Raw genomic sequence first — 12,157 nt, 5'->3', positions numbered from 1 at the left:
TGCCGGCCCGCAGTGCCCCCAGCGGCCATGGCCGGCGTTGGAGACGGCCATGAACTATTTACGCACCGCAATGCTTCTCGCAGGCCTCACCGCCCTGTTCATGGGCGTGGGCTATCTGATCGGCGGTGCCACGGGCGCCATGATCGCACTGGTGATTGCGGCCGCGACCAATCTCTTCACCTACTGGAACTCCGACCGCGCGGTGCTGTCGATGTATGGCGCCCATGAGGTCGACCGTCAAAGTGCGCCGGAACTGGTAGGGCTCGTCGCCGAGCTTGCGGGCCGCGCGGGCCTGCCGATGCCGCGCGTGTTCCTGATGGACGAGCCGCAGCCGAACGCGTTCGCGACGGGACGCAATCCCGAAAATGCGGCCGTGGCCGTCACCACCGGCCTGATGAACCAGCTCAGCCGCGAGGAGCTCGCCGGCGTGATCGCGCATGAACTTGCGCATATCAAAAATCACGACACGCTGTTGATGACTGTGACCGCGACCATCGCCGGCGCCATCTCCATGCTGGCGCAGTTCGGCATGTTCTTCGGCGGCAACCGCGACAATAACGGTCCCGGCATTGTCGGCTCGATCCTGATGATGATCCTGGCGCCGCTCGGGGCGATGCTGGTGCAGATGGCCATCAGCCGCACGCGCGAATATGCCGCCGACAATCTCGGCGCGCGCATCGCGGGCCAGCCGATGTGGCTCGCCTCGGCACTGGTGAAGATCGAGAGCGCCGCGCATCAGGTGCCGAACTATGACGCCGAGCGAAATCCCGCGACCGCGCACATGTTCATCATCAATCCGCTGTCGGGCCATGGCGTCGACAATCTCTTCGCCACCCATCCCTCGACGCAGAACCGCATCGCGGCGCTCCAGCAACTCGCGGCGGAGCTCGGAACGCGAGCCACACCGTCGGTCGGCGCCAACGAGAATTATCCGCCGCAGGGTCCGTGGGGTCGCTCGTCTTCACGTGGACCATGGGGCTGATACGGAACCGGCCGGATCTTGCCCGGCTTTGTGACCTGGCGCACACAGTGCCTGCCCGGGCGGTGCTAACACCTCTTCGAGAGTATTCCTTCGAAAGGGGGTACGTGGCCAGCCTCTCGCTGGTCGCTGTCGAAGATGACCAGAATTACCGTGCCATTGCTGATCGTCCTGGGCGTGGCCATTGGCCTGTCCACGCATACGGTCGTGAATTGCGGCGATGAGGACGAGCCGGATATCTGCTCGGCCGTGATCGGCTTTTCGCCGTTTCGCGGCTCCCTGATTGCCTTCGCCTATGAAGGGCGCGGGCGGATCGCGCTGCGCCACGGCGACAATGGCCGGGCGATCGCCGATTTCAACGAGGCGATTCACCTCAATCCCAACCGCGCCTCGCTCTTTCGCGACCGCGCGGAAGCCCGTCGGAAGAACGGCGAGCAGGAGCTTGCGATTGCCGATTACGACGAGGCGATCGCGCTCGATCCCAAGCTCGCCGCGCCCTATCACGAGCGCGGCCTCGCGCTCGCCGCCAAGAGCGATCTCGACCGCGCGATCCTGAGCTACAGCACGGCCGTCCGCCTCGACCCGTCGGACGCGCAGGCCCGTTTCGACCGTGGCCTTGCGTTCCTCGCCCGCGGCCAGGCCGACGATGCCCGCGCCGATTTCGAAGCAGCCCTTACGCTGCCCCCCGGCAAGGACAGCCGGATACGCGACGCTGCGCGCGCAAAACTCGCCGAGCTCACGCAGGCCGAGCCGACCCAGGTCTCCACACCGCGACGGTGAGATTTCCAGCGCTGCCGTCTTTCCCTCTCCCCTTGTGGGAGAGGGTGGCTCGCCGCGATAGCGGCGAGACGGGTGAGGGGTATGTCTCCGCAGACACGCTCACAACGAGTTCGCGGATAGAACCCCTCATCCGGCGCTTCGCGCCACCTTCTCCCACAAGGGGAGAAGGAAGAAAGCGGGCTACTTCGCCTTCTTGGCTTTGGCCTTCTTTGCAGCCTTCTTCGCCGGCTTTTCCCTGGCCGGCTTCTCCGGCTTCGCCGGAGCGGGCGTGCTGGCGGCTACTCGCATCGCGCGGGCGTAGCTGTCGGCGACGTTGTCTGCGGACATCTGGAGACGCCTGGCGGCGGCAGTGGCCTGCTCCATGGTGGTCTTGGCCATCATCTTGAAGCGGGCGCCGGTCTCCTTGCCCTTGGCCTTGGCCGCAAGGCCGTTGAAGCGATCCCGGCGCTCCTTGGCGCGGGACATCAGGCCCGTATGCAGCTGTCTGGCCAGTTGCCGGATCACGACATCCAGGTCGGCGTCCGCCATGTCTTCTATCCTCTTCGAAACAGTCCCAATCGATGCGGCGGGACTATGCAGATCGGGCCTCGCCTTGGCAATTGCCGCCCGGGCGTCATCCGCAGCTTCCGGTTACCAAAATAGAAAAGCCGCGCTTTGTGCGCGGCTTTTGGCATGGCCTGGCGCTGGAGCGCTACGCGTGCCTTATTTCAGCGAGGCGACCGGTCCGCTCGAGCTTGCCGCCGGATCAGGGTCGAAGCCGAACAGGCCGACCAGATATTTGTAGTAGTCCGGCATTTTCTCTTTGAGCGCTTCGCGGGTCTTGGGATCGTGGAGTTCGCTCTTGCCGGACAGGAAGATGCTGGCGGTCACCGCAAAGAACTCCATGTGGTTCTTCAGCGCATAGGATTCCTTGGGCAGGAAATCCTTGGACTTGGCGTAGGCGTAATAACCGATCACGCCCTTGTTGGCGAAGCCGTCCGGCAGCAGCCGCGCGTGATAGGCGTGCAGCATCTCGTGGAGCAGTACGGCCTCCTTCTCGTAACGCATCATGTCCGGCCGGACCATGATCACGCCGAGCCCGGAATCGACCGCGAGGTCGACGGCGTTCGGGTTGGTCCAGCGCTGCTTGTCGTGGTCCCACACCGTCAGGGTGCGCGGGGTGGTGCGCTGGATGTCCGGCGTGACCCGGCCGTAGCACGCGGTCGCGGCGCCTTCGTCGAGACAGGCGAGCTCGCTCGCGATGATCGGGATGGTACGGAAGAAGCGCAGCACGCGGGGGGAGAAGCCGGCGCCTTCGACGACGTCGATCTGCTGTTTCAGATTATCGGTGAGTTTGTCGACGTCCTTGCGATCGGAATTCTCCGACACGTCGAACATGTAGCCGCGATAGCTCTGGAAGCCGGGCGGCAGCGCCTTCGCTGCATCGGCGGACGCGGTATCGAGCGAGCCGGCGTTGGACGGATTGGCGAAGAGCGCGCCGACAATGGTCGCGGTCAGCAGCAACGCAATGCGCATGATGAACCCCCTGATGTCACTTCACGCGGCAGGATAGGCTGCCGTTGTTTGCGAAAAGTGAGTGGGGCGAGACTAAGGCAGCGATGTTGAGGCGTGCTTAATGATTGGTTGCAGATCGCGAAGGCGGATTAGGGCAGGGTTAACCAAGCCCGATGCGGTGGCACTTATCTATCCCGTCACCCTGAGGTAGCCGCTCCTTCAGCGGCCCTCGAAGGGCGACAGCCCGGTTGCCGCAGCGGGGCCGTTCATCCTTCGAGGCTCCTCGTGCGCTGCTTCGCATCGCACGCCTTGCACCTCCAGCGACAATCGCTTCGCGGTTGCGCCGGGATGACGGGGCTAATACCGAGGTATAGACTCACGAGCGGGCGCCATGCCCTACATCAGTAGCCGGAAGGGAGGATGTCATGTATGCCGCCATCCGTCAGGCCAAGGCGAAAAGCGGAAGCGCCGAAGAGCTGGCGCGCCGCATCAAGGACGGCGCCGTTCCGATCATCAGCGACGTCGACGGCTTCAGGGCCTATTACGTGGTCTATGCCGGCGACGACACGGTGACCGCGATCTCCATCTTCGACAAGTTCGAGCAGGCCGAGGAAGCGAACAAGCGCGCCATCGCCTGGATCGAAAAGAACTTGGGGTCATTGCTGGCGGGGCATGCGAGTGCCGCCGCGGGGCCGGTGATCGTGCACACGCTGGCGTGACTCTTCGTCATTGCGAGGAGCCCGCGACGAAATTGCGAAGCAATTTTGCGCTGGCGACGAAGCAATCCAGGCTGTCACTGCGGAAACAGTTGGATTGCTTCGCTGCGCTCGCAATGACGAGGCCGCCGCAGATGACCGCCGCCCTCACAGCTCCCGTGCATTCGAGAACGCGAAGCTCGACACCCGCCGCGTCGTCTCGTCCAGGATCAGCGTGCGCGTGATCGGCGGCTCGGCGCGCTGGGCGCAGTTTTCGCGCTCGCAGAGCCGGCAGTTGACGCCGATCGGCGTACCTTCCGTCTTCTCCAGATCCATGCCGGCGGCGTAAGTCAGGCGCGCGGCGTGGCGGATCTCGCAGCCGAGGCCGATCGCAAAGCGCGGTTGCGGCAGCGGGTGCGGTGCCACGGGCCGGCGCACCATCTGCGCGATCGAGAAATAGCGCGTGCCGTCGGACAGCTCGATCACCTGCTTGAGCAAGCGATCAGGCGTGTCGAAGGTCGAGTGTACGTTCCACAGTGGACAGGTGCCGCCGAATTTCGAGAACGGAAACGTGCCCGACGAAAACCGCTTCGACACGTTGCCGGCATTGTCGACCCGCAGCAGGAAGAACGGAATGCCGCGCGCGTTCGGCCGTTGCAGCGTGGTGAGGCGATGGCAGACCTGCTCGAAGCCGGAATTGAACCGCTGCGCCAGCAAATGGATGTCGTAGTTGAGCGCTTCGGCCGCAGCGAGGAACGCCGGGTAGGGCATCATCACGGCTGCCGCGAAATAATTGCCGAGCGTGATGCGGAACAGCCGGCGCGGCGCGTCGTCGAGCGGGCCGGCGCGGCCGATGATGGTCTCCAGGGCTTGCGCGCATTCGCCCAGGCCAAGCTGGAAGGCGAGCTGGAACGCGCGGCCGGCCGGATCGATCAGCTCCGAGATCAGGAGCTGGCGGCGATGGCGGTCGAAACGTCGCAATGTCTCGCGCATCACGTCGACCGGCATGATCCGGGTCTGGATTGAATGCTTTTCGCGCAGGCGCGCGGCGAGCGCCGCATAGAGTTCTTCAGCCGGGACGTTCAGTTCGTCGCGGAGATTTTCCGCTGCCTGCTCGAGCTCCGGAAAATAATTTCGGTTGGCTTCGATCAGCTCGCGCACGCGCTCGACCGGATTGGCCTCATAGCGCGTCCCGACGTCGCGGTCCGCCATTTGGGCTGCCGCCAGCGTCTCGCCCTGGCGCGCCTCGGTATAGGCCGCATAGAGCCGCTGCAGCGCATGGGTGACGCCGGGACAGAGTTCGGCGAGGTCGCGCAGCTCCTGCTTGGGCACGTCGATCTGGCGGAACAGCGGATCGGAGAAGATCTCGTTGAGCTCGGCGAAAAAGCGGTCCTCGTCGGCGGTCGCGAGATCGCGCAGATCGAGATCGTAGGTTTCGGCCAGCCGCAGCAGGATCTGCGCGGTCACCGGGCGCTGGTTCCGCTCGATCAGATTGACGTAGCTCGGCGAGATCCCGAGCCCCTCGGCGATCTGGGTCTGCGACAGCCCCAATTGCTGCCGGATCCGCCGGAAGCGCGGGCCGACGAACAGCTTTTTCCCGGACTCGGTGGGCATCTTCAGGTCTCCACAGGCATCAAGGACAGTCTGTCTGAACTGTATTCTTTACAAAATTGACAAAATGACATCTATGACATGTTCTTATGTTACATGACATCACCATTCAAATTCAAGGCCTCTGTACGAACTTCTCTCTTTGGCGTTTAGCTCGTGTCACGCATTTCGCAACGCACTGTCAAAAATGTCGAGAGAGAGCACATGAACTTCCAGCCACGCGGTATGAGCGAGAGCCTCCAGGGCCCGGCGTCCTATCAGAGCCAGATCGAGGCGGCCCAAGCGCTCCTCGAGACCCAGCCGACCTGGAACGGGGTGTCGGCTGAGGCGGTGGCGCGCATGCGCTTGCAGAACCGCTTCAAGACCGGCCTCGACGTCGCCCGCTACACCGCGGCGCTGATGCGGGCCGACATGGCGGCCTATGATGCCGATCCGACCAAGTACACCCAGTCGCTCGGCTGCTGGCACGGTTTCATCGCCCAGCAGAAGCTGATTTCGGTGAAGAAGCATTTCGGTGGCAAGACCGATCGCACCTATCTCTACCTCTCGGGCTGGATGATCGCGGCGTTGCGCTCCGAGTTCGGGCCGCTGCCCGACCAGTCGATGCACGAGAAGACCTCGGTGCCGGCGCTGATCGAGGAGCTCTACACCTTCCTCCGCCAGGCGGATTCCCGTGAGCTCAACGACATCTTCCGCACGCTCGACAAGGCGCGCAAGGAAGGCGACAAGACGCGCGAGAAGGAGCTGATCGCGAAGATCGATAACTTCCAGACCCATGTCGTGCCCGTCATCGCCGACATCGACGCCGGCTTCGGCAACGCCGAGGCGACCTATCTGCTCGCCAAGAAGATGATCGAGGCGGGTGCCTGCGCGCTCCAGATCGAGAACCAGGTCTCCGACGAGAAGCAGTGCGGTCACCAGGACGGCAAGGTCACCGTGCCCCACGAGGTGTTCATCGCGAAGATTCGCGCCTGCCGCCACGCCTTCCTCGAGCTCGGCGTCGAAGACGGCGTCATCGTCACCCGCACCGACTCGCTCGGCGCTGGTCTGACGCAGCAGATCGCCGTCAGCCACAAGCCGGGCGACCTCGGCGACAAGTACAACAGCTTCCTGGATTGCGAGGAAATCACTGCTGAGAACGCGCGCAATGGCGACGTCATCATCAACCGCAACGGCAAGATGATGCGTCCGAAGCGGCTGCCCTCGAACCTCTACCAGTTCCGTCCCGGCACGGGCGAAGACCGCTGCGTGCTCGACAGCATCACCTCGCTGCAGAACGGTGCCGACCTGCTCTGGATCGAGACCGAGAAGCCGCATATCGAGCAGATCGCCAAGATGGTCGACCGCATCCGCGAGGTCATTCCGAACGCCAAGCTCGCCTACAACAACTCGCCCTCGTTCAACTGGACGCTCAACTTCCGTTGGCAGGTCTACGACGCGATGAAGGAAGCCGGCAAGGATGTCAGCAAGTACAACCGCGCCGATCTGATGAAGCCGGAATATGACGAGACGCCGCTGGCCCTCGAAGCCGACGAACGCATCCGCACCTTCCAGGCGGATTCGGCCAAGCGTGCCGGCATCTTCCATCACCTGATCACGCTGCCGACGTATCACACGGCAGCGCTCTCCACCGACAACCTCGCCAGGGAATATTTCGGCGAGCAGGGCATGCTCGGCTACGTGAAGAACGTCCAGCGCCAGGAGATTCGTCAGGGCATCGCCTGCGCCAAGCATCAGAACATGGCCGGCTCCGATATCGGCGACGACCACAAGGAGTACTTCGCCGGCGAAGCTGCCCTGAAGGCGGGCGGCACGCACAACACCATGAACCAGTTCGGCTAACGCATCACGCTATTCGACAGGAGACTGACAATGACCAAAGGCAGCAATTTCTGGGTGATCGGCGGCGAGTTCGGCTCGATGAACTTCCACAAGCTCGTGGAAGGCTCGGCCCAGGTGCAGGGTCCGTTCAAGACCCGCACGGAAGCCGAGGATGCCTGGCGCACGGTCTCGGAAGAGAACCGCCACAAGGCCGGCGTCCGTTTCTCGATCGTGGAAGAGCCGTCGCGGGTCTCGGCCTGACGGCTGTCTGATAAAATCTAAGAAGACGTCCAAGGACGGAGGGTCCCATCCGGCGCAAGCCGGGTGGGATCGTCTGCTTTTGGCACACATCAGCGGCCTGTGGGCGCCGTAAGTATCTGGAATGATGGGCCCTTTGCGGGCGCTCTGGTTGCTGATAGGTTAATGGCGGAAAGTCGAGGACGACGCCGACAATGTCAGAGCCCGAAACCAGCGGGACCCATCCCAGCCAGCCGCGCCCGGTGCGGCTGCGCGATGCGCTGTTGCGCGCGCGGATCGAGGCTGCCGACCGCACCGGCGTCGTCGTCGATCTCAGGGACGCCGAGGTGGCGCGGCTCGAGATCCTCAACGACGCGCTTGACCCGCTGTTTGCCCAGGTGCCCGAGCAGATCGATTTGTTCGACCGCGGCATCAGCCAGGGCGATACGCCCAGGCTCTGGATCGACGCCGTCGCCCACATCATGATGGGGCGCGACAAGCGGATGTACCGCTTTGTCCAGGACACCCGTTTCGGTCGCATCGTGCTCGCCGAATCGCACGACACGGCAGTCATCGTCGAAGCCGTCACCGACTACGTCGCCCGCCGCATGATCGAGCGTGAGCGCGCGATGGTGGTACCGCCGGAGCCGAAGCCGCAAATCATAGAGCCGCCCCGTCGTTCGCGCGTGTGGCCGTTTGTGTTCGGATTCATCCTCGGCGCCGCCGCGCTGTTCGGCGTCGCCGTGCTCGCGGCGTTGCGGAGCTGGTGATTGCTCTCCGTCGTCTCGGGACGTTTCTCTCCGTCATTCCGCGGCATGCGAAGCATGAACCCGGAATCCATTCATCGCCATGCGCTGCGGCCCGATGGATTCCGGGCTCGCGCCGACGCGCGCCCCGGAATGACGAAACTCTCATACCACCCGTACTCGCTTGATCTCTCGCATCTGCATGCCATGATCCAGGCTTCGCACGATCTGATCGCAGCGCCAGCCGGCATTGTCCTTCTCGATCGCGAGCAGATTGTAGGCCGCCGCCGGATAGCGCCCGTGCGCGAGCGCCGACGCCGACGGCACGCCGATCGCGGGAATGTTGCCGTTGGGACCTTCGAACCACATCGTCGAATGGATGTGGTCGTGCCCATGCAGGATCAGCTCGACGCCGTAGCGCTTCAGCAGCGCCAGCAGCGCGGCAGCATCGGTCAGCCGCTTCTGGCGTGCGTCGGATCTCAGCGGATGATGCACCAGCAGCACGCGGAAGGCGTCCTCGGCCGCGAGCTCGTCGAGGATCTGCTCGAGCGCGGCGAGCTGGTCGCGTCCGAGCGTGCCCGTCGCCATCAAGGGCAGCGTCGGCACGGCGCTGGAGAGGCTGATCAGCGCAGCCGGCCCGCGCCGGCGCACGCCGGGAAAGCCGATGCGGCCGTCGTCGCTCGCAAGATAGGGCGCAAAGGTCTCGCCGAAGCGATGCGTGGTGGCGCGGACATAGGCGTCGTGATTGCCGGGAATCGTGGTGACCCGGTCGGGCGGCCCGACCCCGTCGAGCCAGGCGCGCGCCGGTGCGAACTCCGCCTCCATTGCGAGATTGACGAGATCGCCCGTCACTGCGATGTGGTCGGGCGCCTGCGCTTGGACGTCGGCGACCAGCGCGTCGAGCACCTCCCGGCGCTGGTATTTGTGACGGTTGCGCGTCCAGTTCACATAGCCGAGCGCGCGCTTGCCGGCGAGCTCGATCAATCGCGGCCTCGGCAGCGGCGGCAAATGCGGGTCGGACAGATGGGCGAGCGTGAAAGGTGCCGACGTCTGGTAAGTCATGGCGCGCGATAGCCTCGCTATTCCCTTGCTGTAATGGCAAGGTCGCGACACCTGCGCAAGGGAAGCCTGAAAGGGCGCACAACGAGAGACTGATGGCGAAGCGCCTGGACGAGATCCGACGGAGACTAGAGCCGCTGCGGCGGCGTGTCTTCCACGCTTATTTCCTGCTGGTCCGCGCCATGACGCTCGGCGTCCGCGCCGTGGTGCTCGATGCCGACAACAAGGTGTTTCTGGTCAAGCACAGCTACGTCTCGGGCTGGTATCTGCCCGGCGGCGGCGTCGACTATGGCGAGACCATGGAACAGGCGATGCGCCGCGAGCTCAAGGAGGAGGGCGATATCGACCTGACCGGTGAGGCGGTGCTGCATGGCATCTTTCTCAACAGCCACATCTCCCGCCGCGACCATGTCGCGGTCTATGTCGTCAGGCATTTCCGGCAGGACCGGCTGCCGGCGCCCAACCACGAGATCATCGAATGCGGCTTCTTCGACACCGCTGCGCTGCCGGAGGAGACGACGCGCGGCACGAGGCTGCGGATCGCGGAAGTGCTTCACGGCAAGCCCCTGATTGCGACGTGGCGCTGAGGGCGGGCTATGCTAGTAAGCAGTCCGAATGGGCGCCACGGAAACCTAATGAAAGCCGCAAAACTCGCCTTCGGCCTGATTTGTGTCGCGATCCTCGCCAGCAACATCGCGACAATGTCGCGCTGGAGCGAGGCGCGCGGGGTCTATGACGACATCTGCTATCTCCGGCAGGCGCATCTATTCCAGCGCTTCGGCATCGGCGGGCTCGACACCAACGCGGTCAGGGACGACGATCATTTTTTCGAGGGCAAGTTGAAGGAGATCGCCTTCGCCGAGTGGAATGATCCGATCCGCTGGCCCTGCCACAATCCTATGCCAGGCGGCAAGATCGTGTTGCAATATCCACCGGGCACCGGCTTTCTGCTGGCATTGTTTCCGCAAGGCCATCAGGTCGTGCCGCTCTACATTGCCGCGAACCTGATCGTGTGCGGCCTCGCGCTCGCGGGCATTGCCATGGCGCGGACGCTGCCGTCGATCTCAGGCGCAGGCGTGTTCGGCGCGCTAGCGCTCGCTCTCATGATCAATCCGGCGAAAGCGAGCTATTCGGTTGCGCCGACCATGGCGCTGTGTGCGGTCGCGGGCTTACTGACGACGCTGTGGCTGGCCAGGGACAAGCGCAGCGTCTTGCTGATCGCGCTGATCGGTCTGCTGCTCGGCGCGTCCGTCAATTTCAGATTGCCGAATGCCTTGCTCGCGGCCGGCTATTTCCTCTTCCTCGGTATTCCCTTCCTGTGGACGCGCTCGCTCGCGCCATTCGTGCGAGGCCTCGCCTTCGGTGCTGGTGTGCTTGTCGGCATGGCGCCGACGCTGGCTGCCCAGGCCATCAACGCCGGCAGCGCGGTGGCGACGACCTATGGCAGCGCCGATTTGGTCGCGCCGACGTTCGATCTCGCGGTCTTCGGCCAGTATCTGCGCGACACGCAGATCGTGCTGATCGTGCTTGCGATCGGCGCGACGCTTTCGCTGTTGTGGTCCGGCGAGAGGCATGTGCGGCAGGCTGCCTGCATCGTTGCCGGTAACCTCGTCGTCAATCTCGGGTTCTTCCTGAGCCATCCGATCTTCACGCCGTACTACGTCGTGCCGATCACGATGCTGTCGCTGTGGACGCTGTCGTTTGCCCGGCTCTTGCAGCCGGCTGAGGCGCGTGAGGTTGCATCGGTCCGGCGCGAGCCGGCCAGTCTGGGAGCGCTGCCGCGATGACGTCCGCTCAACCCCGCATCGCCGTGCTGGTGCCCTGCTACAACGAGGAGGCGGCGGTCGCGACCGTCGTCGCCAACTTCCGCAAGGCGCTGCCCGCGGCCGAGATCTATGTCTACGACAACAATTCGCGCGACAGCACCGCTGCCGTGGCGCGCGAGGCCGGCGCGGTCGTGCGTAGCGAGCGGCGGCAGGGCAAGGGCCACGTCGTTCGCCGCATGTTCGCCGACGTCGAGGCCGACATCTACGTGCTGGTCGACGGCGACGCCACCTACGATGCGCCGAGCGCCCCGCGCATGATCGACAAGCTGCTCGACGAACATCTCGACATGGTGGTCGGGCTCCGCATCGACCAGTCGCAGGCCGCCTACCGTCTCGGTCATCGCACCGGCAACCGCATGCTGACCGGCTTCCTGTCCTCGACCTTCGGCCATGCCTTCAAGGACATCCTGTCCGGCTACCGCGTGTTCTCGCGGCGCTTCGTCAAATCGTTCCCCGTGCTGTCCGATGGCTTCGAGATCGAGACCGAGCTCGCGGTCTACGCGCTGGAGCTGTCGCTGCCGGTTGCCGAGGTCGAGACGCCCTATTACGCGCGTCCGGAAGGCTCGTTCTCGAAGCTCAACACCTGGCGCGACGGCTTTCGTATCTTCGGCACCATGCTGAAACTGTACCGCTCGGAGCGGCCGCTGCGCTTCTTCACCGTCATCGGGATCCTGCTGGCGCTGGCCGCGATCATCCTTGCGATCCCGATCGTCGTCACATTCATCGAAACCGGGCTCGTGCCGCGCCTGCCGACCGCCGTGCTGTCGATGGGATTGACGATCGTGGCGATGCTGTCGGTCTCGTCCGGCCTCGTGCTCGATACCGTGACGCGGGGACGGCGGGAGATGAAGATGCTGGCCTATCTGTCCCAGCCGGCGCCGAAAAGGACCTGAAGTCGGGCGCGGCACC

At 64.3% G+C, this 12,157-nt stretch carries 13 protein-coding genes; 9 read left to right on the top strand and 4 right to left on the bottom strand.

The features are described from left to right. Positions 1-49 precede the first annotated feature (49 nt). Both htpX and ABIA96_RS03515 read left to right on the top strand, forming a co-directional pair. Positions 50-982 carry a zinc metalloprotease HtpX gene (htpX, locus tag ABIA96_RS03520; protein ID WP_354135617.1) on the top strand — a complete coding sequence of 311 codons (933 nt, stop codon included), beginning with the start codon at positions 50-52 and terminating at the stop codon, positions 980-982. Positions 983-1,117: 135 nt separating this feature from the next. Next, positions 1,118-1,759 (top strand): tetratricopeptide repeat protein, encoded by a 642-nt coding sequence (locus tag ABIA96_RS03515; protein ID WP_354135616.1) that lies wholly within the window; start codon positions 1,118-1,120, stop codon positions 1,757-1,759. A gap of 180 nt (positions 1,760-1,939) precedes the next feature. Here ABIA96_RS03515 and ABIA96_RS03510 read toward each other — a convergent pair whose 3' ends face one another. Together ABIA96_RS03510 and ABIA96_RS03505 are read right to left on the bottom strand one after the other, a co-directional pair. Next, positions 1,940-2,287 (bottom strand): hypothetical protein, encoded by a 348-nt coding sequence (locus ABIA96_RS03510; protein WP_354135615.1) that lies wholly within the window; start codon positions 2,285-2,287, stop codon positions 1,940-1,942. A gap of 174 nt (positions 2,288-2,461) precedes the next feature. Then, a complete protein-coding gene (locus ABIA96_RS03505) occupies positions 2,462-3,274 on the bottom strand; it encodes a hypothetical protein (protein WP_354135614.1) in 813 nt (270 codons plus the stop codon). Positions 3,275-3,678: 404 nt separating this feature from the next. Between ABIA96_RS03505 and ABIA96_RS03500 the strand changes: the two genes are divergently transcribed. Next, positions 3,679-3,972, top strand: a complete 294-nt coding sequence (locus tag ABIA96_RS03500) for an antibiotic biosynthesis monooxygenase (RefSeq protein WP_148771790.1) — start codon at positions 3,679-3,681, stop codon at positions 3,970-3,972. A 144-nt stretch (positions 3,973-4,116) separates the two neighbouring features. On the opposite strand, the gene ABIA96_RS03495 is transcribed toward ABIA96_RS03500, so the two are convergent. Next, positions 4,117-5,562, bottom strand: coding sequence for a helix-turn-helix domain-containing protein (locus ABIA96_RS03495; protein WP_354135613.1), 1,446 nt, complete (start codon positions 5,560-5,562; stop codon positions 4,117-4,119). A 201-nt stretch (positions 5,563-5,763) separates the two neighbouring features. Here ABIA96_RS03495 and ABIA96_RS03490 point away from each other — a divergent pair, with 201 nt between their 5' ends. From ABIA96_RS03490 to ABIA96_RS03480, 3 genes are all read left to right on the top strand, one after another. Continuing rightward, positions 5,764-7,401: an isocitrate lyase gene (locus tag ABIA96_RS03490; RefSeq protein WP_354135612.1), complete on the top strand. Its 1,638-nt coding sequence runs from the start codon at positions 5,764-5,766 to the stop codon at positions 7,399-7,401. A 30-nt stretch (positions 7,402-7,431) separates the two neighbouring features. After that, positions 7,432-7,641, top strand: a complete 210-nt coding sequence (locus ABIA96_RS03485; RefSeq protein WP_094975753.1) for a DUF4170 domain-containing protein — start codon at positions 7,432-7,434, stop codon at positions 7,639-7,641. A gap of 191 nt (positions 7,642-7,832) precedes the next feature. Beyond that, a complete protein-coding gene (locus ABIA96_RS03480) occupies positions 7,833-8,387 on the top strand; it encodes a hypothetical protein (protein ID WP_354135611.1) in 555 nt (184 codons plus the stop codon). A 141-nt stretch (positions 8,388-8,528) separates the two neighbouring features. Here ABIA96_RS03480 and ABIA96_RS03475 read toward each other — a convergent pair whose 3' ends face one another. Continuing rightward, the gene (locus ABIA96_RS03475) at positions 8,529-9,425 is read right to left on the bottom strand and encodes a metallophosphoesterase family protein (protein WP_354135610.1); all 897 of its coding nucleotides are present in this window, start codon (positions 9,423-9,425) and stop codon (positions 8,529-8,531) included. Positions 9,426-9,517: 92 nt separating this feature from the next. Here ABIA96_RS03475 and ABIA96_RS03470 point away from each other — a divergent pair, with 92 nt between their 5' ends. From ABIA96_RS03470 to ABIA96_RS03460, 3 genes are read left to right on the top strand one after another with little or no spacing between them, the layout of a single operon-like run. After that, on the top strand, positions 9,518-10,009 hold the full coding sequence (locus tag ABIA96_RS03470) for an NUDIX domain-containing protein (RefSeq protein ID WP_354135609.1): 492 nt from the start codon (positions 9,518-9,520) through the stop codon (positions 10,007-10,009). A gap of 48 nt (positions 10,010-10,057) precedes the next feature. Beyond that, entirely contained in the window at positions 10,058-11,209 is a 1,152-nt protein-coding gene (locus ABIA96_RS03465) for a hypothetical protein (protein ID WP_354135608.1), read from the top strand. Beyond that, entirely contained in the window at positions 11,206-12,141 is a 936-nt protein-coding gene (locus tag ABIA96_RS03460; protein WP_354135607.1) for a glycosyltransferase family 2 protein, read from the top strand. The genes ABIA96_RS03465 and ABIA96_RS03460 overlap by 4 nt, the downstream gene beginning before the upstream one ends. Positions 12,142-12,157: the final 16 nt, after the last annotated feature.

It is taken from the genome of Bradyrhizobium sp. LB11.1 (genome assembly GCF_040549385.1).
Classification (GTDB): Bacteria; Pseudomonadota; Alphaproteobacteria; order Rhizobiales; family Xanthobacteraceae; genus Bradyrhizobium.
Note: the sequence above shows the minus strand (reverse complement) of the source record. Positions and strands in the feature narration are given on the sequence as shown.